Origin of the sequence: Mycobacterium sp. URHD0025, assembly GCF_000426065.1 — a bacterium.
GTDB lineage: Bacteria > Actinomycetota > Actinomycetes > Mycobacteriales > Mycobacteriaceae > Mycobacterium.
The window spans coordinates 1-22,562 of the sequence record NZ_AUEQ01000020.1 but is presented as its reverse complement, the minus strand read 5'-3'; the positions used below and the strand labels follow the sequence as shown (position 1 = coordinate 22,562).

Sequence of the window (22,562 nt, the reverse complement as noted above, 5' to 3'; positions counted from 1 at the left end):
TGTGGTGTCCTCTCAGATCATCGCCCGCAGCGGGCCCTGCGGATCCACACCGAGCGAACTCAGAGCCGATGCGTGGAAGACCGTGCCCGGGACGTGGATGGCATGTGCCTGGCCGACGTGAACATCGCGCCAATACCGTTGCAGCGGTTTGTCCATCCGGGCGGCGTTGCCGCCGCAGCGGGCGAAGATCTCGTCGACCGCTGACACCGCACGCCACACGGCACGCACCTGGGTACGCCGGCCAGCGGCCCGGTCTTCGAAGGAAACCTCTTTGCCCGAGTCCACGATGTCGTAGACGCGGTCGACGTTGGCCAGCAACTCCTGGCGCGCGGCGTTGATGTCTGCGGCGGCCTCGCCGATCGCGTACATGACGTAGGGGTCGTCCTTGATCGCCACGCCGCTCGAGTTCACGCGCTCACGCTGGTAGTCGAGCGCGGCACCCAGCGCACCCTCGGCGATGCCGATGGTCGCCGAGCTGATGCCGAGCGGGAACATCGTCGACCACGGCATCAGGTACAGCGTCTCGGTCATCCCGGCCTCGCGCTGAGCCGTACCGTCCATGACCTTCATCGCGTCCATCGTCCGGTACGACGGCACGAACGCGTCCTTGACGATGACGTCCTTGGACCCGGTTCCGCGCAGGCCCACGACATTCCACGAGTCCTCCACGATCTCGTAGTCCTTGCGCGGCAGGATCATGTGCAGCATCTGCGGCGGCATGATCGGTTTGCCATCCGCGTCTCCGAGCATCGCTCCCAGGAAGATCCAGTCGCAATGGTCGGTGCCCGAGCTGAACTGCCAGCGGCCGTTGAAGATGTAGCCGCCGTCGACCGGCTTGGCCACACCCTGGGGTGCGTAGGGGGAAGCGACCCAGGTGTCGACGTCGTCGGCCCAGATCTCTGCGGCGACCCGCGGGTCGGCATAGGCCAACTGATAGGGGTGCACGCCGACCACGCCGTTGATCCAGCCGGCCGACGGGTCGAGCGCGGCGGTCGCCATCACGGTTTCGGCGAACTCGCGCGGATGGACCTCCAAGCCGCCGTGTGCCTTTGGCTGCAGCAGGCGGATATTGCCCGCTGACTTCATCAGCTTGACCGTCTCGTCGGTGAGCTTGCCGTTCTTCTCGGCTTCGGGGCCCTGGGTGCGCAGCTGTTCGGCGATGTCGCGCACTCGGTCGATTACCCGCTCAGTCATCATTTGGTCCTATCGTCGAGGGCTGCCACTGATGGTGTACCGCTTTGATGCCCGCGGCGGAGGCGAATCCCGGTCAGTGGAAATCTGTCGGACGCACCCGGCTCAGAACTCGATGTGGATGTCATCGGAGACCGGGGTGGCCTGGCAGCCGAGGATCACCCCGTCGGAGCGATCCTCGGGCTCGAGAATGTCGCAGGTGGCCATGTCCACCTCACCGGAAACGACCGTGGCCGCACACGATCCGCACTGGCCCTCCTTGCACGAGTAGGGCACGTCGACGCCCGCGGCGACCAGTACGTCCACCAGCGTCGCGGCACGGGGCCACCGCAACCGGTGACTGGTGCCATCCAGGTCGACCCGCACATCGGCGGCATCGCCGTCGGAATCGATTGCCGTTGACGGACCGTCGTCGAAAGGATCACCGGCCAGCGACTGAAACACCTCGAGATGGATCCGCTCATGCGGCACCCCGGCCCCGGCCAAGGTCTCCTTGATGACGGCCATGAACGGTGCCGGCCCGCAGATGAACGATTCGAAGCCTGCCGGGCCAGGGAAAACGGTCTGGGTGAAGCCGCTCAACTGCGCCCGAGTCGGCAGACCCTGGATCGATTCCAGCCAGTGCAGCACGGTCAGCCGGCCCGCATGGCGTGCGGCGAGTTCTCGGAGTTCGCCGGCGAAGATCACCGACCGCTCGTCGCGGTTGGCGTAGCACAGGACCACCCGTCCGGTGCCGGCTGCCAACACCGATTTCAGGATCGACATCACCGGCGTGATACCGCTGCCCGCCGCCCACAGGAGAAAGTCGGCGTCCAGGTCGGTGGGTGTGAACACCCCGGATGGGGGCAGGACCTCGATGGTGTCGCCCGCAGTGATGTTGTCGCACAACCAATTCGACCCGTAGCCGTCGACGGTTCGCTTGACTGTCACCTTGGGCGCCGGGTCGGTATGCGGTGAGCTGGCCAGCGAGTAGCACCGGGCCACCGAACCGGTCAGATCGCTGGGCACCCGCACCGTCAAGAACTGGCCGGGGCGATATTCGAACCGCTCGCGCTGATCCTCGGGAATGGTGAAGACCAGCGAGCGCGCGTCAGGACTCTCCTCGATGACCTCGGCCACCGTGACGAGCACGCTGCGCCTGGTCTGGATGCTCGCATCGGTCATGGACGGAGATTGTGATGGGAGCAGGCGGCGGCGGCACCCGTCAGTTCCGGTGGACGGGACGCGGGGCCGGGGCGCCCGGTCACCGGGAACGTGGGCGGTACGCGACTCGGCGAGCACCTACCGTACGCCTGGTGAGCAGTGGATCAATGAGCGCCGTGGATGTCCCCGTGCTGGATGTTGTGGTGGTGGGGGCCGGCTTCGGAGGCCTGTACGCGCTGCACAAGTTCCGGTCACAAGGTCTGTCCGTGCGAGTTTTCGAGGCTGCACCGGCAGTGGGCGGAACGTGGTACTACAACCGCTATCCGGGTGCACGTTGCGACGTCGAGAGTGTGGATTACTGCTACTCGTTCTCCGACGAACTTCAACAAGAGTGGACGTGGACGGAGAAGTACGCCACCCAGGGCGAGATCCTCGAGTACATCAACTGGGTCGCCGACAAGCTCGACCTGCGCCGCGACATCACCTTCGAGACCAGGGTGACCGCCGCGGTGCTCGATGAGGCGACGCTGCGCTGGACAGTCACCACCGACACCGGCGAGACGATTGATGCGCGGTTCGTGGTCATGGCCACCGGCCCGCTGTCGGCGGCCATGACTCCCGACTTTCCGGGGCTCGATACCTTCGGCGGACAGATCTACCACACGGCGCACTGGCCACATGAAGGTGTGGACTTCACCGGCAAGCGGGTCGCCGTGATCGGCACCGGATCTTCAGGGATCCAGTCGATTCCGATCATCGCCGAGCAGGCCGAACAGCTCCATGTGTTTCAGCGAACCGCGAACTACAGCGTGCCGGCCGGCAACCGCCCGCTCACGGCCGCCGAGGTCGCCGACATCAAGGCGAACTATGCGGAGCGGCGCCGGATGTCGTGGCGCAGCGGTGGCGGGTCGCCGCACGTCGCGCATCCCAAGCTGACCATGGAAGCCACGGCGCAGGAGCGGCGCGAGGCGTTCGAGAAGCGGTGGGAACTCGGCGGCGTGCTGTTTTCGAAGACCTTCGCCGATCAGATGGTCTCGCTGGAGGCCAACGACGAAGCACGCAAGTTCTACGAGAACAAGATCCGTGCCGTCATCGACGACCCGGAGCTGGCCGAGGTGCTGATCCCCGACGACCACCCGATCGGCACCAAGCGGATCTGCACCGACACCAACTACTTTCAGACATTCAATCGCCCCAACGTCGAACTCGTGAGCGTCCGCAAGACGCCGATCGAGTCGATCGACGAATCGGGTATCAACACCACCGACGGCCACTACGCCATCGACGCGCTGGTCCTGGCCACCGGATTCGACGCGATGACCGGAACCCTGGCCAAGATCGACATCGTCGGCCGAGGTGGCGAAAAGCTGGTCGACGACTGGTCGGCCGGCCCGCGCACCTATCTGGGGTTGGGCACCGACGGCTTCCCCAATCTGTTTCTGGTGTCCGGGCCCGGGGCGCCTGCGGTACTGGCGAACATGGTGCTCCATGCCGAAGCACACGTGAACTGGATCGCCGACGCCATCACCTATCTCGACCAGCATGGTTATGCCGCAATGGAACCGACGACCGATGCGGTGGACGGCTGGATTGCCGAGTGCGCGCAGCGCGCTGAAGCCACGCTGTTCACCAAGGCGAACTCCTGGTACATGGGGGCCAACGTGCCCGGCAAGCCACGAGTGTTCATGCTGTTCATCGGCGGCTTCGGGGTGTACCTCGACATCTGCAACGAAGCAGCCGCGGCCGGGTACAAGGGTTTCGAGCTGTGCAAGGCGCTGTAGTGCCCGTTGACGCCGGAAGTACCGCAGCCGCGTGGTGCTGGAAACTCATCGGGCGATCGCGGCGCTCATCGCGGGAGCACACTGACGGTGCGCTGGGTCTGTCGCCAGGCTTCGTGATATTCAGGAGGAGCAATGAGCACCGAAGATCAGATCCTCGCCCGTCTGCAACGCCTCGAGGATGAACTGGCCATCACGAAATTGCTTGCCTCATACGGTCCGTCGGTGGACGCCGGCAACGCCGACAACGCCGCCGCACTGTGGGCCACCGACGGTACCTACGACGTCGAGGATTGGCTGATGACCGGCCGCGACGGCGTGCACCAGATGGTCAGCTCGGCCGGCCATCAGGATCTGGTCGCCACAGGGTGCAGTCACTTTCTCGGGCCCGCGGTGGTCACGGTCGACGGTGATTCCGCCGTCGCCGTGTGCGAATCACTGGTCCTGCTGCGCGACAGCGGCGTTGATTCCGGTTATCGAGTCTGGCGAGCCACAGCCAACCATTTCGCACTGGCTCGCCTCGACGGGCGATGGCAGATCACCACTCGCACCAGCCGGTTGCTGAACGGGAACGCATTCGCGCACACGCTGCTCGACTCGGGCCTGTCCGGAAGTACTGTTCCCGAGCAGATCTGAGAGGTCGGCATGTCCGCTACCGAATGCCCGCTCGTGTTCTTCTCGTTCGTCGCTCTCGGCAGCGGAGGGGCAGAGGAACACCGGCGCTACAACGAATGGCATCAGCTCGATCATCGGCCGGAGAATCTCGCGTTGCCCGGAATCGCCTGGGGCGACCGGTGGAGCCGCCCGGAGGCGTGCCGCGCAGTGTCCACCGCCGAACCCGCACAGGCCGACACCGACTATGTCGCGATGTACTGGTTCCGTTCTCCCGTCGAGCAATCGGTGCGCGAGTGGGAGCAACTCGGTGCGGACTCGTTCCAATGGGGCCGGGGACCGATGATCCCCGGTGTGCGTCGGACGGTGCTGGCATTCTTCCGGCCGGTCAAGGGCTATGCGGCTGCCTCGGCGTTGGTGTCCCCGGGTGTCATCCCGTACCGGCCCAACCGTGGGTTGCACCTGAGCATGACCCGATTCCCAGAACCCTACGGCGCCGATGCCCATGAGCACCATCAATGGGAGGACCGGGTGGCGATTCCGGCCTTACTGGGACTCAACGGGGTAGCCGGGGCGTGGACCTTCACTCTGGATCACCACCAGCACAACGGGTTGGGCCTTCGTTCGGCGGAGGCCACGGATCCACCCGGCGGGCTGCGGATCCGCCTGCTCTACCTCGATGACGATCCGGTCAGCGTCACGAGCCGGATCGCAGACTGTCTGGAACGCAACGGTTCCGATGCGGTGGGCGGAGAATGCGTCATCGACACGCCGCTGAACACGATCATCGCTTGGCAGGACTGGTGACAATGGGTACGTACGCAGTGACTGGCTCGGCATCCGGGATGGGACATGCGACGGCGCAGCGGCTGCGAGCCGACGGGCACCGCGTCATCGGTGTCGACTTGCACGATGCCGAGGTGATCGCCGATCTTTCAACACCACAAGGACGTTCGAACGCGGCAGCGGCGGTGCTCGACTTGGCCGGTGGCCGCCTCGACGGCGCGGTTCTGGCCGCCGGCGTCGGCCCGCTGCCCGGCCGCGACAACGTCAGGCTGATACTGTCGGTCAACTATTTCGGTGTGGTCGACCTGCTGCAGGCGTGGCAGCCGGCCTTCGCGGCGAGCGGCAAGGCAAAGGTGGTCGTCGTCGGGAGCAACTCGAGCACCACGATGCCGATGGTGCCGCACCGCGCGGTACGGGCGCTGTTGCGCGACGATCTCGCCCTGGCGGCCCGCGTGCTGTGCCGATATCGTTCTGCCGCTTCACCGTTCGCCTATGGAGCATCGAAGATTGCCGTCTCGCGCTGGGTGCGACGCAACGCCGTTCACAAGGACTGGGCCGGGCGGGGCATCAGGCTCAACGTGATCGCTCCCGGCGCTGTCAGGACGCCGCTGCTTGACAAACAGCTCGCGTCACCCCGTGAGGCGAAGGCGGTGCGGTCCTTTCCGGTGCCCGTCGGCGGCTTCGGCGACCCCGAGCACCTCGCCGCATGGATGGTGTTCATGCTCTCGGATGCGGCCGAGTTCCTCTGTGGCAGCGTCATCTTCGTCGACGGGGGAACAGACGCTTACTTCCGGCGCGCCGACTGGCCACGACGGGTACCCACCGCTCGGCTGCCCGTGTATGCCTTCAGGTATCTGCGCCACTAGCAGCGTGTCACCGGCCCCCCACGGCTGCCATCGTGTTCTCGGCGGGTCGATGGACCATTGCCGGAGTCACCGCGCGGTGCGCGGCTCGTGCCTGACCGAGCCCGTTGGGCGGCACCTCCGACAGAGCATGCCAAATGGCCCACGACGCGCTGCGCACGGCGGCCGCCACGGGTTCGACCCGCATCGACTTGGCCGGCCCGCACAGCGATAGTGCGAACCGGTTGCCGGTCTCCGACACGCCGATGGCCGACGCCACGACGGTGATACCCAGTTCGCATCCTTCGGCATCGACGGCAATGCCGCCGCGGGCGCGCACAGTGGCGATATTGCCCTCCAACTCCGATCGGTTCCGGATGCCGTACGGCGAGGTCACCGCGTATCGCAATGTCGGCCAGGCGGACTCGTCGAGCTGCGCCAGCAGCGCGCGACCCGCCGCACTCTGTTCCACCGGCTGCCTGAAACCGACCTGCCAACAATTGCCGGCGCTGGGCCACGACCCGATGCGTTCGACGTGCAGCACGTGGGCATCCGCGAGGACGCTCAGATGCGCCGTCAGACCGGTACGCCGGTGCAGGTCCGCCATCACCGGCAGCGCCGCCTCGGGGACCCGGCGTTGCCGCACCGCCTGGCTGCCGAGTTCGAACATCCTCATGCCGAGCGCGTACTCGGCGCCCTGCCGCTCGACCCAGCCCAGCTGGACCAGACCCTGCAGGATGCGATGAGCCGATGAGCGGGGCACGTTCGAATGCCTGCTGATCTCGGCCAGCGTAAGCGTTTGTCGTGCACCGAAAACATCCAGGAGCGCAGCCACCCGAGTGAGCATCACTATCGGAGCTCCGTCGTCATGCGACGTTGACACACCACCCTCCATACCTGTCACACTATGTATATGTGGCACAAGATGACAGGTGTGAGTCTAGACACAACGCGGTGGCGAAGTAAAGCAGGTCAGGCTCAGGTCGGCACCTTGCGGCGACAATCGTCGAATGCCCAGAGGTAACGGGCCGACGCTCACGGAGCGTCGCGCAGAGGAGTTGCGGCTCAGCATCGCCAGGACCGCGCGCGACATTTTCATCGCGGACGGCGACACCACGGCGACCGTGGAACGCATCTGCGCCGAAGTCGGCATCGCGACGCGGACGTTCTATCGCCACTTCCCGGTGAAGGAAGACGTCCTGGGGCCGCTGTTCCGGCGGAGCGAAGTTCACATGCGCAGCCTGTTGACCTGTGCCGCAGCGGATTCCGATCCGATAGACGTCCTGGTCGACATGTTCACCGTCGAGGTCCGGCGCCGGCAGGCAGTTGAGACGCCGCACCTGCAGCCGGTCGAGATGGCCCGGAAACTCATGTCGCTCGTTGCCGATACCCCGCAGTACCGCTTGCGCTGGATGGAATGGAGCGAAGGCCTCGCCGAGGCCATCACCGAATTCCTGTCAGGTCATTTCGAATTGGCTGACGACGCGTTCGCCCGGTCGCTGCCGAGCAGACTCGTGGTCCATGCCAGCAGCAACGCCTACATCTGGTGGGCCGACTCCAAGGAACCGCATGAACTCGATGAGTTGGTAGTCGCACACACTTCCGGAATCGGCATGGTGTTGGCCGGTTTACAGCCGCGCAGCGCTGGGCGGTAGCCCGGTTGGCCTAATCTGTCCGATGCAGGAACGCGGTGACCACCGACTCGAACGCGCTCTTCGCCTCGATCATCGCCCAGTGCCCACAGTTGGGGAACACGTGTAGTTCGGCGTTGGGAATGGTGCGCATCGGAATGAGAGCCATGTCCAGCGGACTGACGCGATCATCGCGGCCCCAAGTCAAAAGTGTTGGGGCGGAGACCTTGTGCATCCGTGCCCACGGCATGGGCAGATCGGATGCGGCCATCGATGCCATCATCGCGGCGAATGCGGCTTTCCCGTACATCCGGCGGGCGGCCGCCAGCGTCTCGGGATCGGTTGCCAGCGTCCAACGCTCTTCGATGAGCTGCTCGGTGACGAGCGCCTGGTCGTAGACCATGGAGCGCAGCCAGTCGACCAGACGCTGTCGGGTCGGATCCTCCGTGAACTCCTGAAGCAGGCGGATGCCTTCGCTGGGCCCGGGGGAGAAGATCGTCGTGCCGATGCCACCGATCGTGACCAGGCGACCCACCCGCTCGGGTGCATTGATCGCGGTGTTGATGCCGACACCGCCGCCCATGGAGTTGCCGACGATGTCCACGCGCTCGACATCGAGGGCATCCAGGAAGGGAGCCACGGCACCCTGCGCGGTGACCATGGGGTGCCCACCCCAGTCGTCTGAGACGCCGAAGCCCGGGAATTCCAGGACGAGACACCGGAAGCGTTCGGCGAACGTAGGTAGCACGCCTCGGAAGTTGCGCCAGCCCGTGACGCCGGGCCCCGATCCGTGCAGGAACAGCACGGTGGGACCGTCGCCGACGTCGTAGTAGCGCAAAACGCCCGCGCTCGTGTTGATCTCACGCAGCGAGTCCGCCGCGCCGGCATCGTCGATGATCGCCGCAGGATCTGACATGCATCTTCCTTCATGTTGGCGGGGTCGATGCATCCACCCTCACATGCTCTCGCAAGGCAGGCAATGGCGTGTCCCGCTCACTGGTGACGAGTCACGACGTGGGCGGCGGAGCGGTATTCCCGGTAGGTGGGACATCCAATGGTGCGCTCGGGTGTGAACTGCGATGGTTCCCGGTCTAGACGTGTTCCAGGTCATACCGGCGCCCCGGGGTGACTCTCATGCGGAAAAGGAGAGCCCGATGTTGCAGCGACAACTCGCCGGCCCACTCGAGGGGGTGGGTGGGTTGTTCGCCATGTCGGTGGATGCCGCCAGATTCGTGGTGCGCAGACCATTTCAATGGCGCGAGTTCCTTGACCAATCCTGGTTCGTGGCACGGGTATCCATGGCGCCGACCCTGTTGGTGGCGATCCCGTTCACCGTCCTGGTGTCGTTCACCTTGAACATCCTGCTTCGCGAACTGGGCGCGGCAGACCTTTCCGGGGCGGGCGCGGCATTCGGTGCGGTCACCCAGGTCGGGCCGATGGTGACGGTGTTGATCGTCGCCGGCGCCGGAGCCACGGCGATGTGTGCCGATCTGGGATCGCGCACCGTGCGTGAAGAGATCGACGCCATGGAGGTGCTGGGCATCAATCCGATCCAACGCCTGGTCACTCCGCGGATGCTCGCCTCGGGCCTGGTTGCGCTGCTACTCAACAGCGTCGTCGTGATCATCGGAATCCTTGGCGGATACCTGTTCTCGGTCTTCGTCCAAGACGTCAACCCCGGCGCATTCGCAGCCGGTATCACCCTGCTCACCGGCATTCCCGAGGTCGTCATCTCCTGTGTCAAGGCCGCACTCTTCGGCCTGATCGCGGGCCTGGTCGCGTGCTACCGCGGGCTGACCGTCTCGGGTGGCGGTGCCAAAGCGGTGGGCAACGCTGTCAACGAAACGGTCGTGTACGCCTTCATGGCATTGTTCGTGGTCAACGTGGTGGTCACCGCCATCGGTATCCAGATGACGACCCGATGACGGCGTCGACGGCGGTACTCCAGTCCACCTACCCGCGTCTGTCCCGGGCGGTTCGACGGCCCGGGGCCGTGCTGAGCGGTATCGGTGACCATGTCCTGTTCTACGGCCGAGCCCTGGCGGGCGTGCCCTTTGCGGCCGCGCACTACCGCAAGGAAGTCATTCGTCTGATCGCCGAAATCAGCATGGGCGCAGGAACGTTGGCCATGATCGGCGGCACCGTCGTCATCGTCGGGTTCCTGACGCTGGCCACCGGCGGGGTCCTGGCCATCCAGGGTTACAGCTCACTGGGCAACATTGGCATCGAAGCGCTCACCGGATTCCTCGCGGCATTCATCAACGTCCGGATCTCGGCGCCCATCGTCGCCGGCATCGGTCTGGCCGCCACCTTCGGTGCCGGTGTCACGGCGCAGCTCGGCGCGATGCGGATCAACGAAGAGGTCGACGCGTTGGAAGCGATGGCGATCCGGCCTGTCGAGTACCTGGTGTCCACCCGCATCGTGGCCGGGATGGTCGCGATCACTCCGCTGTACTCGATCGCGGTGATCCTGTCCTTCCTGGCCAGTCAGTTCACCACGGTCGTGCTGCTCGGGCAGTCGGGCGGGCTGTACGACCACTACTTCAGCACATTCCTCAACCCGATCGACCTGCTCTGGTCGTTCCTGCAGGCGCTGCTGATGGCGTTGGCGATCCTGTTGGTGCACACCTACTACGGCTTCTTCGCCACCGGCGGCCCGGCCGGTGTCGGGGTGGCGGTCGGCAACGCGGTCCGGACGTCGCTGATCGTCGTCGTCTCGATCACCCTGCTGATCTCGCTGGCCGTCTACGGCTCCAACGGCAACTTCAACCTCTCCGGCTAGAGAAGGCATCTCATGTCTCGTGACGCCAAGCGTCAACTGAGCGGATTGATCACGGTCGTGGTGATCGCCGCGATAGTCACCGGCGCCATCGTGCTGTTCCGCGGTGGGGTCGCGCCCACCGCCTCGGTGACCGTCATCTCGCCGCGCGCCGGCCTGGTGATGAACGCCGACGCCAAGGTGAAGCTGCACGGTGCGCAGGTCGGCAAGGTGGTCGCCATCGATCCGCTGCCCGACGGGCAGGCCGCGCTGCGGTTGGCGATGAATCCCGGTGATCTGCAATTGATTCCGGCGAATACCGGTGTAGAGATCGCCTCGAGCACAGTGTTCGGCGCCAAGTTCGTCCAACTGGTGCCGCCGCCGGACCCGTCGTCGAAATCGATGTACGACGGCCAGGTGCTCGACGCGACGCACACCACCGTCGAGATCAACACGGTGTTCGAACAGCTGGTGTCGGTGCTGGCGCAGATTCAACCGGAGAAGCTGAACGAGACACTCGGCGCGATGGCCCAGGCCATCGACGGCCGCGGCGACAAGCTGGGGCAGACCTTGGTCGACCTGGACGCCATGCTGGCCAAGTTCGCGCCCAGTCTGCCGACGCTCAGCCACGAGATGGCCGTCGCGCCAAAGGTGTTCAACGCCTACGCCGACGCCGGTCCGAACTTGATGGACACCGTCCGCAACGCGACACAGCTCAGCGACACCATCTCCGATCGCCGAAATGATCTGGACGCGTTGCTGATCAGCGCGATCGGCCTGGCCGATGTCGGCAACGACGTCGTTGCGACCAACAGTGCCGGGATCACCGATGCCATGCGCCTGCTGGTGCCGACCACGAACTTGCTCGGCCAGTACAACCCGGCGCTCAACTGTGCGCTCAAGGGGATGGAGCCGTTGGCCCTCGGACCGCCCCAGCCGCTGCCGGGCGTCATGCTGCTGGACTCGTTCCTGCTGGGTACCGAGCGCTACCGCTTCCCGGGCAACCTGCCGAAGGTGGCCGCCACCGGTGGCCCGCAGTGTCAGGGCCTGCCCGAGGTCGGTTTCGAGAAGCGGCCGCCGTTCGTGGTGACCGATATCGACGCCAACCCGGCGCAGTACGGCAACCAGGGAATTCTGTTGAACTCCGACGCACTCAAGCAGGCGCTGTACGGCCCGCTCGACGGCCCGCCACGCAACACCACCCAGATAGGACAACCGGGATGACGCGCAGCCGCGGGACCGCTGTCAAGTTCGGCGTGTTCGGACTGACGATGCTGCTCCTGACCGGAGCACTGTTCGCGATCATGGGCCAGTACCGCACCGGTGCGACCAACGGTTATTCGGCCGTGTTCACCGATGCGTCGAGTTTGAAGGCCGGCGACTCGGTCCGAGTGGCCGGTATCCGCGTCGGTACGGTCAACGATGTTGCCCTGCAACCGGATAACACTGTGATGGTGCGCTTCGACTCCGACCGCGAAGTCGTCATGACGACGGGCACGAAGATCGCGGTGCGCTATCTGGATCTGGTCGGCAACCGCTACCTGGAGCTGCTGGAGGGCCCGGGATCGACCAAGATCCAGCCGCCCGGTTCACAGATTCCGGTCAACCGGACCGAGCCGGCACTGGATCTCGACCTGCTCCTCGGCGGGCTCAAACCGGTCGTCCAGGGGCTCAGCGCCCAGAACGTCAACGCCTTGACCAACTCGCTGATCCAGATCCTTCAGGGACAGGGTGGAACGGTCGAATCGCTGATGGCTCATACGACTTCGTTCACCCAGGCACTCGCCGACAACGGACAGACGGTGCAGCAGCTGATCGACAACCTGAAAACCACTGTGGCAACAGTTGCCAAGGACGGCGACAAGTTCTCGGGCGCCGTCGATCAACTTCAACAACTCATCACGGGTCTGTCGCAGGAGCGCGATCCCATCGGAGAGGCCATCACCGCGCTCGACAACGGAACCGCATCGCTGGCGGACCTGATGACACAGGCCCGGCCACCGCTGTCGGGCACGGTGGATCAACTGACGCGAATGGCGCCGTTGCTCTCCAACGAGGATGACATGGCGCGTCTGGACCTGTCGTTGCAGAACGCGCCGAAGAACTACCGCAAGCTGGTCCGGCTGGGCGCGTACGGCAGCTTCATCAACCAGTACCTGTGCGGCATGAATGTCCGCGTCACCGACCTGCAGGGGCGCACCGCGTACTTCCCGTGGATCATGCAGAACACCGGACGCTGTGGGGAGCCCTGATGCTGAAATACCGTGGATCGCACCTCATCCGCAGCGGACTCATCGGCATCGTGCTGATCGCGATGGTCATCGCCGTGGGACTGCAGCCACAGGCGTTGTGGTCGTGGGCCACGTCGGTCAAGTATCAGGCACTGTTCGCCGAGGCGGGTGGTCTCACCACCGGTAACGACGTCAAGATCTCCGGGGTCACCAAGGGTCTCGTCACCGATGTCAGCCTGAGCCACGGTAAGGCGCTGGTGACCTTCACCCTCGACAGCCAGGTGCGTCTCGGTAACGACACCACTGCGCACATCCGCACCGGGACGATGCTCGGCGCCAGGATGCTCACGCTCGAACCAGCCGGGGCGGGCACGATGCGCGCCTCGGACACCATCCCCGTCACCAGGACGGCGTCACCGTATTCGCTGACCAACGCCGTCGGTGACTTCACCAACAACACGGCAGGCACCGACACCACGGCGCTCACCCAATCTCTGGATACGTTGTCGGACACCATCGATCGGATGGCACCACAGCTCGGACCGACATTCGAAGGCCTGTCCCGGTTGTCCGAAACGCTCAACAGTCGCAACGAGTCCCTGTCCAACCTGCTCAAGAGCGCCGCCGACGTGACCGGCATCCTGTCGAAGCGAAGCGAGCAGGTCAACACGCTGCTGCTGGACGCGAACGCGTTGACCGGGGTGCTCGATCAGCGCCGGTACGCGATCGTCAACCTGCTGGCCAACACCTCGGCACTGTCCCAGCAGCTGTCCGGACTCGTGCACGACAACGAAGAAGAACTCGCACCCACCCTCAAACAGCTCAACTCGGTGACCGCGATGCTGGAGAAGAACCGCGACAACATCGCAGGCGCGCTGGCCGGCCTGGCCAAATACCAAGTCACCCAGGGCGAATCGGTGAACAACGGTTGGTACTACAACGCCTTCGTCGGCAACCTCCTGCCGGCACAGACGCTTCAGCCCTTCCTCGACTATGCGTTCGGATTCCGCCGCGGCGCCAATGCCGGGCAACCACCGGACAACGCCGGTCCCCGAGCCGAATTCCCATGGCCCCACAACGGCATTCCGGGAGGAAGTCGATGATCGCCCGCAATCGGAAGCCGATCAGTCGCACCGTGCTGGTACTGCTCGCCGTGCTGGCAGTGGCCGGCGCGGTGGTGATCGTGCGGCAGACCGTCTTCAAGCCGACCACCATCACCGCGTACTTCACCTCGGCCACCGCGATCTATCCGGGCGACGAGGTTCGCGTGGCCGGGGTCAAGGTGGGCTTCATCAAGAGCATCGAACCGGTAGGTGGCCAGGCACGAATCACCCTCGCGGTCGACCACGACGTGAAAGTACCGGCCGACGCCAAGGCGATCCTCATGGCGCAGAACCTGGTTGCCGCGCGGTATGTCCAGCTGACGCCGGCCTATGAAGACGTGGGGCCGACGATGGCCGACGGCGCGCAGATCGGGGTGGAGCGCACCGCGGTGCCGGTCGAGTGGGACCAGGTCAAAGACCAGCTCATGCGGTTGGCCTCCGATCTGGGACCGCTCAACGGAGCGTCGGCCACCTCGCTGAGCCGTTTCGTCGACAGCGCCGCCGCCGCGATGAACGGCAATGGTGAGAAGTTGCACGAGGCCATCAGCCAGTTGTCCGGTGTCGCGCGCATTCTGGGTCAGGGCAGTGGCGACGTCGTCGCCATCATCAAGAATCTGCAGGTCTTCGTGACCGCGCTGCGCGACAGCAACACCCAGATCGTGGAGTTCCAGGGCCATCTCGCCAGCGTCACCAGTGTCGTCGACGGGAGTCGTTCCGACCTGGACGGCGCGCTCACCAACTTGGCGGACGCCGTCGGCAACGTCCGGCGCTTCATCGAGGGCAGCCGCGATCAGACCGCCGAGCAGCTGCAGCGGCTGAACAGCGTGACCCAGAACCTGGTGGACAACAAGAGCAAGCTCGAGAACGTTCTGCACGTCGCTCCCAACGCGATCGCCAACGGCTACAACATCTACAACCCCGACAGCGGCACCGCAGTCGGCGCCTTCGCGTTGTCGAACTTCTCCGATCCGGTCTCGGTGGTGTGCTCGGCCATCTCTGCAGTGAAGAACGCCACGGCCGCGGAATCGTCCAAGTTGTGCTCGCAGTACCTGGGACCGGCCCTGTCCTTGATCAACTTCAACTACATGCCGATGCCTTTCAACGCCTACCTGAAGAAGGCGCCCAGCCCGGAGAACCTGGTATACACCGATCCCAACCTCGCCCCGGGCGGGGCCGGCGGGCATCCGCAGCCGTATGCAGATCAACCGCCGGCGGTGTCGGCCTACACCGGTGCCGGTGACGTGCCGCCACCGGCTGGTTGGGGTGCGCCTGCCGGACCGGCTGGTGCGTACACACCGAATGGTTTTCCCGGGAATCCGGCGCCGGCGTTGTACCCCGGTGCACCGGTCCCCGAAGGGGTGCCCGCTGATGGGCCGGGGCAGGAACCAAAGACATTGCGAGACATGCTGCTTCCTGCCGAAGCTGCGCCCATCCCCGCACCGCCGGTTCCAGGAGGCACCCCATGATCACCCGGCGCTCACTGACCCGCCTGACGGCGGTAACCGCTTGTTCGGTGGCCACGCTGACAGGCTGTGCGTTCCACGGACTGAATTCGCTGCCACTGCCCGGCACAGTCGGCCGCGGGGCCGATGCGACGGTCTATCACGTTGAGCTCGCCAATATCGGTACCTTGGAAGCCAATTCACCGGTCATGATGGGTGACGTCATCGTCGGCAGTGTCTCGGACATGGTGGTCAAGGGCTGGAACGCTGACGTGGAGGTCTCGGTCAAGCCCGACGTCGTCGTCCCGGCCAATGCGGTCGCCACCGTCGGACAGACCAGCTTGCTGGGCTCCATGCACATCGCCCTCGATCCACCGCTGGGTCAGTCCCCGTCCGGGAGGCTGACTCCTGGCGCAACCCTGGCGCTCGATCGCACGTCGACCTATCCATCGACCGAGCAGACCTTGTCGTCGCTGTCGGTGCTGGTCAACGGCGGCGGCCTGGGCAAGATCGGCGACCTGGTCACCGAATTCAACGCCGCGCTCAACGGCCGCGAAGACAAGATCCGCGATCTGCTCACGCGACTCGACGACATCGTCGGAATGTTCGCCGACCAGCGAGACGACATCAACGCCTCGATCACGGCACTGAACCGGTTGGCGGGCACGCTGTCCGGACAACAGGAAGTGATCACCACGGCGCTGCAGCGGATCCCTCCGGCGCTGGACGTCCTGGTCAAGCAGCGTCCACGCATCACCACCGCGTTGGAGAAGTTCGGCAAGTTCAGCGATACCGCGACCAGTCTCGTGCACGCCACCCGAGACGACCTGCTGACCAACCTGCGCAACCTCGAACCGACCGTCAAGGCGCTGGCCGACGTCGGACCGAATCTGGGCACCGTGCTGGCATATGCGCCGACGTATCCGTACCCGCAGAACTTCATCGACCGGGCGATCCGCGGGGACTACCTCAACCAGTTCATCACCTTCGACTTCACCGTTCCGCGGCTGAAGCGGGGACTGTTCCTCGGAACCCGTTGGGGACAGGAGGGATTGCCCCTCACGCCAGCCCCTGGAGACCCCTGGTTCGCCAATTACACGAAGGACCCGCTGGGTATGCCGCTCACGCCGCCACCACCGACCGCGGTGGCCACGGTGCCACCGCTGGTCGACCCGGCTCCGGAAGATGGTCAATCCGCCGAAGCGGCTCCGGTTGCTCAGTCCGGCGAGCCAGCACCGCAGCCTGATTCGCCCGTCGCCGTGGCCCCTGCTGATCCTGTGGCACCGAATGAAGGTGGCAACTGATGCTCACCCGCTTTGTCAGAATCCAGCTGGGCATCTTCGCCGTGGCCTCGGTCATCGGCATGGCCCTGATGGGCATGGTCTATATGCAGGCCCCGACGCTGCTGGGCATCGGCCGGATGACGGTGACCCTGCAACTGCCCGGAACCGGTGGGCTCTACCAGTTCTCGAACGTCACCTATCGCGGTGTGCAGATCGGGAAGGTCACCGAGGTGAGGCCCACTCGGCAAGGCGCGGAAGCCACACTGTCACTGGACACTTCACCCAAGGTGCCGGCAGACCTGCACGCCGCGGTCCTGAGCGTGTCGGCGGTCGGCGAGCAGTACGTCGATCTGCAACCCCGCAACGACTCGGGGCCCTATCTGCACGATGGGTCGGTGATCCCGGCATCCAGCACGTCGATCCCTCAGGCCGTCGGCCCGATGCTCGATCAGGTCAGTTCGCTCATGGGCAGCATCCCCAAGGACAAGATCAGCCCGCTGCTCGACGAAACCTTCAAGGCCTTCAACGGTTCTGGTCCCGACATGGGATCGCTGCTGGACTCCTCGTCGCGACTGATCGCCGAAGCGAACGCCGCCTCCGATCAGTCGCGTGCACTCATCGACGACGGAGCGCCGCTCCTCGACGGGCAGGCCGAGTCGGTCGATGCGATCAATACGTGGGCACGCAGCATGGCCGGAATCACCAAGCAGGTCGCCGACGACGACCAGCACGTGCGCACCCTGCTCAAGGACGGGCCCGGCACCGCTGACGAAGCGTCCCGGCTGTTCAACCAGGTCAAGCCCACTCTGCCGCTGCTGCTGGCCAATCTCTCCAGCCTCGGACAGGTGGGGGTGACCTATCATCCCGCGCTTGAACAACTCCTGGTGCTTCTTCCCCCGTCCATCGCCGCCACGCAGTCATACGGTGCACCGAAGAACAATCCGACCGGAATGTCCTTGGGCGACTTCACCCTCAATGTCGGTGATCCGCCCGCGTGCACGGTCGGATTCCTCCCGCCGTCGTCGTGGCGGTCTCCGGAGGACACCAGCGATATCGACACCCCCGATGGCCTGTACTGCAAGCTGCCGCAGGATTCACCGATCGGGGTCCGCGGCGCCCGCAACTACCCGTGCATGGGCAAGCCGGGAAAGCGCGCGCCCACAGTCGAAATCTGTAACAGCGACCGGCCGTACGAGCCGTTGGCGATGCGTCCGCATGCCCTCGGGCCCTACCCGATCGACCCGAACCTGCTGGCGCAGGGCATCGCTCCGGATTCGCGCGTCGATCGCGACGCGTTCATCCACGGTCCGGTAGAGGGCACGCCAATGCCACCGGCAGCCGTGCCACCGGGGGAGACACCGGGGGAGGCACCGCCTGCTGCCCCGCCTATGGAGGCTCCGCAAGAGCCGGCGCCCGTCGCTGAGGTGCCTGGCAGCGCGAACGCTCCGACGGTGGCGCCGAGTGCTTTCGCTCCCAACGGATCTGGTGGGCCGTCGGTCGCGGTTGCGACCTACGACCCGCGGACGGGGCGGTACGCCACGCCGGACGGCAAGGTGTACCGGCAGTCCGACCTGGTGCCGCGCACCGGCGAGGAGACCTGGAAGGACCTATTCACCACCTGACCGACAAACCCCCGCAATGGAATCCATTGCGGGGGTCTGGTTGTGGTGATCGGCCAGATGAGAAGCCCTCTCGTCAGGTAGTTTTCACCAGCTTGAACGGCATGGTGATGAACACGACCTTGCTGGTACCGCATGACCCGCTGACGCCCGTCGTCGAATCCTCGCCCAGCAGGGTCGTCGACGTGGGGTCGGTTGCGGTGGCGTCCTTGTTCGAGGGGAAGAAGCGGAACACCTGTAGACCCGGGCCGGCAGTGCCGTCCCCACACGGCTGCCAGTTGTCCACGGTCTTCTTGACGAACCAGACCCCGCTCTTCTTGTAGATGGGTGCGCTCCATCCCCAGTCACTGTCGATCGTGCCGGTGCACTCGCTGGGATAGCTGCAGGTTGTGGAGATCGTCCAGGTGCTGCGAATGCTCGCTTCGTCATGGAAGATGTCGTTTGTCTTCGCCCACTCGCCATTAGAGGTGGCGGTGTAGGTGCCGTTGAGGCCCCAACTGGGGGATGCGGCGGCGATGGGGCTGCACACCCCGCCCAATGCAACGGTCGTAAGTACCCCTGCCCCAATGAATGCCGTCGACACCCGCATGACCCAGCTCCTCTGCACACTGCCGCGGGCGGTCGCCGCGGCAATGTTCACTGTCCAGCTTTTGGCGTGATTTTGCCGACGATGTCCCACCTAGTGGGCTATTGACTGGCAGATGGATTCAGCCGTGCCACAGTGTCGTTCGTGCGGATACCTATCGCAGTCACGACAGGACTGCTCGTCACGGCGTTGATCGCCCCGCCCCTGGCGAGCGCAGAACCTGTCGTATGCAGTGAGCCCGCGTGCGTCCCCGGGATCACCGGCGGCGTCGTGCTCGGCGCTCCGTGTGGGGATCCGGCGTATTACGTCTTTGGCACGACCTCCTGGGGGCGGCTGGTGTTCTGCGGCTCGCCGCGCCGTTACGAGCCCCGCTATTTCCGGTCACCGCCCTTGAAAGGCGTGCGCGACGAGAACACGCCGTGCACAGGTTTCGAGAATTCCGTCGCGCAGGCGCCCGACGGGCTGTTCCTGAGTTGCGTGTCAAGTGACGGGTCGAGCAGGTGGCAGCGTGGCGATGTTTGAGCTGGGGCATGCGGGCGTGGTCCCCGCAGTGGCCGCCGTCGCGCTGGTTTCCGGCGTTGCGTTGGCGGCGCCGGTGTATGCCGACGAGGGCCCGACGATGCACCGCGTGACGTACACGGTCACCGCCGAGCAGCCGACGACCGTCGGCATATATTTCCGCGACGTCGACCCGCCGACGTGGGCGGACTACAGCCACAACCCCTATGAGTTCAGCCCCAAGGACGATGTTGTCCTCGAGCCCGGCAAACCGTGGATCCGCGAGACCACTCTCGCCGATCCGATGAGATGGGCCATGGTGACCGTCACGACGGCCGGACTCGCTCCGCAAGACGCTCATCCACTGCGGTGCGAACTGGCCGTCGACGGAATCGTCGTGCACCGCGCCGCCGGCACCAAGGGAGCTCTGTGTTCGCTACGGAACTGGTGACGACACCAAGTTTCGCCGGCTGTGGATTTGTCCACTGGATGGGACGTCTGCCTCAACGCTGATTTCCGCGGCATTAGCGTGTGGCAGCAATCACATCGGCCATGCGACGGCAGTAACTAGTGCGTCCGCCTGGCCGAGACCAACCGGAGGTGCTCTATGCGGTTACTCAGCCGCTCCGACCAGGAAACTGAGACAGCCGTGGGCGACGAGATCGGCGACGCCGACTCGCTCCAGAGCGACGATGACGGGGAGTCGTCGGATCAGACTGACACGGACACGGACACTGACCCTGACAGCGAAGCCGACGTCTGCGATTCCGCGGATGATGACCAACCGTCTCGCGCGCGCAGATGGCGTCCGAAACTCGCGACGTTGCTCGCCGGCGTTGCCATTCTGGTGAGCGGTGCCTTGTTGACCGCCAGCGGTTACATGGTCTGGTTTCACCAGCAAGCTGATCGTGAGCAGCAGCGCCGCGCTGAATTCTCAGCGGCCGCATCGCAGGCCGCTGTCACCTTGATGTCGATCGACAGCGCCACCGCGAAGGACAACGTCCAGCAGATCATCGACAATTCGACCGGTCCGTTCAAGGAAGACATCGAGTCCACGTCCGAAGATCTGGTGAAAGCGGCGCAGGATTCGAAAGCGACGACGAAGGCGACGGCGCGAGCCTCCGCCGTCCAGTCGATAGAGGGGGACTCCGCAGTCGTCCTCGTCAGTACGTCGACCACGGTGAGCAACTCGGCCGGAGCGAATCAGCAGCCACGGAACTGGCGGTTGAGCGTCACCATGGTCAGAGACGGGGGACAGATCAAGATGTCGAAGGTGGAGTTCGTCCCATGAGCAGAACAACAGCCGAAGTCGATGTCGAGGGCACCGCGGACGACGAGTCCGTCTCTGACGAGTCAAATACTGAAAGCCCCAGTGAGATTGATGCTGAGGTTGAGAAGGCCGTCGGCGACCCGGCCTCCGAACGGTGGATTCACCGCGTTGCCCAGCGATGGCGCCCGATCGCGGTCGTCTGCGTACTGCTGGCCTCAGCGGGCTCTGCAGCGGCGCTCTATTTCGGCGTATATCGAGTGGACCATGGGAACGCCGCGGCTTCCACGACGGTGATCGACGCAGCGTCAGAAGGGTCGGTGGCGTTGTTATCTTATGCGCCAAACAGTTTGGATCAGGACTTCGCCAACGCACGCTCCCGCTTGACCGGTGATTTCTTGACGTACTACAGCGAGTTCGCCGACAAGTTCGTAGCGCCGGCGGCCAAGCAGAAAGACATCAGCGCCACCGCCACGGTCGTTCGCGCCGCGCCGCTCGATGTGCAAGCCGGCACCGCGGAGGTGCTGGTCTACCTGAACCAGGCCACGACCAGCCGTGACAACCCCGAACCGGCGCAGGCCGCCAGCGCCGTCAAAGTCGGACTCACGAAAATCGATGGCAATTGGCTGATTTCATCGTTCACTCCGATCTAGCCGGTCGAACGGTGATGTGACCCCTCGGGGTTCTGTCCCGATTGGCTCACGCGCACAATCGTTTTCCCGCGCCCACGGTGGCACGACGCTGCGGTAGGCGAGGATTCCGCGCGGCAGACTGCGCGGTGGGGCCGGCAAGCGCCGGGCTTGCGTAGGTGTCAGGGTCCGCGTGCTGGGTTGGTGGTGAGGGCGTGGTGGTCGATGGGTGGCCATGGGTCGGGGTCGTCGTATGTGGATGTGGCTTGGCCGGCTTCGGCTGGTGGTGAGGCGTGGAGCAGTTCCCAGCCGGGTGGGAGTTCGGTGCCGAGCGGCTCTGGGATGGTCGGGTCTGGTTGGAATGAGTCTGGGTTCCAGAGGTATTCCGCACTGAGTGGGGTGAATGTGGGCTGGTCGACGTCGGTGTCGAAGTCTATGTCGCACTGCGGGTTCCATTCCTGGTCCCAGTCGTCCCAGTACGGTTCGGGTACACGGTCAGGCACTAGGGCCCAGTCGGGTTCCGGATCCCCGTAAAGCGCCGGCTCGCAGCCCGGGTAGTCAGTAGCGGTGAGATCCGTGGCCGGTGCGGGGTCTGGCTCCAGCTCGGGTTGGGGGTTCCCGGCGGGTGGGGTGAGCAGTAGTTCGGGGCGGTGGTGGTAGTTGATGCGGTGTTGGCCGTGATCCAGCCCGGGTGGTGGGTGCCATTCGACGTTGCCGTCGGGGTTGATGGTGGTGGTGTAGCCACCGTCGGCGTGCACCATCCGGTTATCGGGCCCACACGCCAAGGTCATCTCATCAACATTGGTATGACCACCCTCAGCCCAATCAGCCACCGCGTGATGGACCTGGGAACCGTAAGCCCCCACGGTGCAACACGGTTTGGTGCAGCCCCCGTCGCGGGCGATCAACATGATCCGCTGCGCCGGGCTAGCGATACGCCGAGCCCGGAAATAGTTCAGCGCCGCCCCGCTGGCCTGATCGAAAACCGCCAAATGATGGTGGGCATGGGCGCCCATCCGGATCACGTCTTGGATCGGAATTTTGGTGCCCCCACCGCTGATTCCGATCCCGGCCCGCGATTCCAAATCTTGCAGGGTGGTGCGGATGATCACCGACACCGGTAACCCGTTGAGCTGACCCAGATCCCCACTCATCAACGCGAT

General features: G+C 65.0%; 23 protein-coding genes. 17 read left to right on the top strand and 6 right to left on the bottom strand.

The window, feature by feature from the left end:
* Nucleotides 1–12: 12 nt before the first annotated feature.
* Together H977_RS0127115 and H977_RS0127110 are read right to left on the bottom strand one after the other, a co-directional pair.
* Nucleotides 13–1,194, bottom strand: a complete 1,182-nt coding sequence (locus H977_RS0127115) for an acyl-CoA dehydrogenase family protein (protein ID WP_029110810.1) — start codon at nucleotides 1,192–1,194, stop codon at nucleotides 13–15.
* A 102-nt stretch (nucleotides 1,195–1,296) separates the two neighbouring features.
* Entirely contained in the window at nucleotides 1,297–2,355 is a 1,059-nt protein-coding gene (locus H977_RS0127110) for a ferredoxin--NADP reductase (RefSeq protein WP_029110809.1), read from the bottom strand.
* 146 nt (nucleotides 2,356–2,501) lie between these two features.
* On the opposite strand from H977_RS0127110, the gene H977_RS0127105 reads away from it, so the two are divergent.
* The 4 genes from H977_RS0127105 to H977_RS0127090 all read left to right on the top strand — a co-directional run bounded on the left by H977_RS0127105 (nucleotide 2,502) and on the right by H977_RS0127090 (nucleotide 6,376).
* Nucleotides 2,502–4,115, top strand: coding sequence for a flavin-containing monooxygenase (locus tag H977_RS0127105; protein WP_036477399.1), 1,614 nt, complete (start codon nucleotides 2,502–2,504; stop codon nucleotides 4,113–4,115).
* Between the two features lie 132 nt (nucleotides 4,116–4,247).
* The gene (locus H977_RS0127100) at nucleotides 4,248–4,748 is read left to right on the top strand and encodes a nuclear transport factor 2 family protein (RefSeq protein WP_029110807.1); all 501 of its coding nucleotides are present in this window, start codon (nucleotides 4,248–4,250) and stop codon (nucleotides 4,746–4,748) included.
* A gap of 9 nt (nucleotides 4,749–4,757) precedes the next feature.
* Nucleotides 4,758–5,531 carry a hypothetical protein gene (locus H977_RS0127095; RefSeq protein WP_029110806.1) on the top strand — a complete coding sequence of 258 codons (774 nt, stop codon included), beginning with the start codon at nucleotides 4,758–4,760 and terminating at the stop codon, nucleotides 5,529–5,531.
* Between the two features lie 2 nt (nucleotides 5,532–5,533).
* Entirely contained in the window at nucleotides 5,534–6,376 is an 843-nt protein-coding gene (locus H977_RS0127090) for an SDR family oxidoreductase (protein WP_029110805.1), read from the top strand.
* 7 nt (nucleotides 6,377–6,383) lie between these two features.
* Here H977_RS0127090 and H977_RS0127085 read toward each other — a convergent pair whose 3' ends face one another.
* Entirely contained in the window at nucleotides 6,384–7,187 is an 804-nt protein-coding gene (locus H977_RS0127085; RefSeq protein WP_231396067.1) for an IclR family transcriptional regulator, read from the bottom strand.
* Nucleotides 7,188–7,362: 175 nt separating this feature from the next.
* On the opposite strand from H977_RS0127085, the gene H977_RS0127080 reads away from it, so the two are divergent.
* Nucleotides 7,363–8,007 carry a TetR/AcrR family transcriptional regulator gene (locus H977_RS0127080; RefSeq protein ID WP_029110803.1) on the top strand — a complete coding sequence of 215 codons (645 nt, stop codon included), beginning with the start codon at nucleotides 7,363–7,365 and terminating at the stop codon, nucleotides 8,005–8,007.
* 10 nt (nucleotides 8,008–8,017) lie between these two features.
* Here the strand turns inward: H977_RS0127080 and H977_RS0127075 are convergent, their stop codons facing one another.
* The gene (locus tag H977_RS0127075; RefSeq protein ID WP_051289137.1) at nucleotides 8,018–8,899 is read right to left on the bottom strand and encodes an alpha/beta fold hydrolase; all 882 of its coding nucleotides are present in this window, start codon (nucleotides 8,897–8,899) and stop codon (nucleotides 8,018–8,020) included.
* Between the two features lie 238 nt (nucleotides 8,900–9,137).
* On the opposite strand from H977_RS0127075, the gene H977_RS0127070 reads away from it, so the two are divergent.
* Genes H977_RS0127070 through H977_RS0127035 form a run of 8 tightly spaced genes read left to right on the top strand, consistent with a single transcriptional unit; the run spans nucleotide 9,138 to nucleotide 18,422 of the window.
* Complete coding sequence (locus tag H977_RS0127070) at nucleotides 9,138–9,908, top strand: MlaE family ABC transporter permease (protein ID WP_029110801.1); 771 nt, start codon at nucleotides 9,138–9,140, stop codon at nucleotides 9,906–9,908.
* Nucleotides 9,905–10,765 (top strand): MlaE family ABC transporter permease, encoded by an 861-nt coding sequence (locus H977_RS0127065; RefSeq protein ID WP_029110800.1) that lies wholly within the window; start codon nucleotides 9,905–9,907, stop codon nucleotides 10,763–10,765. Before H977_RS0127070 ends, H977_RS0127065 begins: the two co-directional genes overlap by 4 nt.
* A 12-nt stretch (nucleotides 10,766–10,777) precedes the next feature.
* On the top strand, nucleotides 10,778–11,965 hold the full coding sequence (locus H977_RS0127060) for an MCE family protein (RefSeq protein ID WP_029110799.1): 1,188 nt from the start codon (nucleotides 10,778–10,780) through the stop codon (nucleotides 11,963–11,965).
* On the top strand, nucleotides 11,962–12,993 hold the full coding sequence (locus H977_RS0127055; RefSeq protein WP_029110798.1) for an MCE family protein: 1,032 nt from the start codon (nucleotides 11,962–11,964) through the stop codon (nucleotides 12,991–12,993). Before H977_RS0127060 ends, H977_RS0127055 begins: the two co-directional genes overlap by 4 nt.
* A complete protein-coding gene (locus tag H977_RS0127050) occupies nucleotides 12,993–14,075 on the top strand; it encodes an MCE family protein (protein WP_029110797.1) in 1,083 nt (360 codons plus the stop codon). The genes H977_RS0127055 and H977_RS0127050 overlap by 1 nt, the downstream gene beginning before the upstream one ends.
* On the top strand, nucleotides 14,072–15,541 hold the full coding sequence (locus H977_RS0127045; RefSeq protein WP_029110796.1) for an MCE family protein: 1,470 nt from the start codon (nucleotides 14,072–14,074) through the stop codon (nucleotides 15,539–15,541). The genes H977_RS0127050 and H977_RS0127045 overlap by 4 nt, the downstream gene beginning before the upstream one ends.
* Entirely contained in the window at nucleotides 15,538–16,821 is a 1,284-nt protein-coding gene (locus H977_RS0127040; RefSeq protein ID WP_029110795.1) for an MCE family protein, read from the top strand. The genes H977_RS0127045 and H977_RS0127040 overlap by 4 nt, the downstream gene beginning before the upstream one ends.
* Complete coding sequence (locus H977_RS0127035) at nucleotides 16,821–18,422, top strand: MCE family protein (protein WP_029110794.1); 1,602 nt, start codon at nucleotides 16,821–16,823, stop codon at nucleotides 18,420–18,422. Before H977_RS0127040 ends, H977_RS0127035 begins: the two co-directional genes overlap by 1 nt.
* Before the next feature lie 73 nt (nucleotides 18,423–18,495).
* Here the strand turns inward: H977_RS0127035 and H977_RS0127030 are convergent, their stop codons facing one another.
* Entirely contained in the window at nucleotides 18,496–19,008 is a 513-nt protein-coding gene (locus H977_RS0127030) for an Rv2253/PknI dimerization domain-containing protein (RefSeq protein ID WP_029110793.1), read from the bottom strand.
* 141 nt (nucleotides 19,009–19,149) lie between these two features.
* On the opposite strand from H977_RS0127030, the gene H977_RS35935 reads away from it, so the two are divergent.
* From H977_RS35935 to H977_RS35930, 4 genes are all read left to right on the top strand, one after another.
* Entirely contained in the window at nucleotides 19,150–19,527 is a 378-nt protein-coding gene (locus H977_RS35935) for a hypothetical protein (protein ID WP_029110792.1), read from the top strand.
* Nucleotides 19,520–19,954 carry an Rv2576c family protein gene (locus tag H977_RS0127020; protein WP_051289144.1) on the top strand — a complete coding sequence of 145 codons (435 nt, stop codon included), beginning with the start codon at nucleotides 19,520–19,522 and terminating at the stop codon, nucleotides 19,952–19,954. The genes H977_RS35935 and H977_RS0127020 overlap by 8 nt, the downstream gene beginning before the upstream one ends.
* A 156-nt stretch (nucleotides 19,955–20,110) precedes the next feature.
* Nucleotides 20,111–20,794 (top strand): Rv1363c family protein, encoded by a 684-nt coding sequence (locus H977_RS0127015; protein ID WP_029110790.1) that lies wholly within the window; start codon nucleotides 20,111–20,113, stop codon nucleotides 20,792–20,794.
* A gap of 269 nt (nucleotides 20,795–21,063) precedes the next feature.
* Nucleotides 21,064–21,423: a hypothetical protein gene (locus H977_RS35930; protein WP_231396066.1), complete on the top strand. Its 360-nt coding sequence runs from the start codon at nucleotides 21,064–21,066 to the stop codon at nucleotides 21,421–21,423.
* Between the two features lie 158 nt (nucleotides 21,424–21,581).
* On the opposite strand, the gene H977_RS35030 is transcribed toward H977_RS35930, so the two are convergent.
* The coding region (locus tag H977_RS35030) for a DUF222 domain-containing protein (RefSeq protein ID WP_155946857.1) at nucleotides 21,582–22,562 on the bottom strand (981 nt) is incomplete at its 5' end.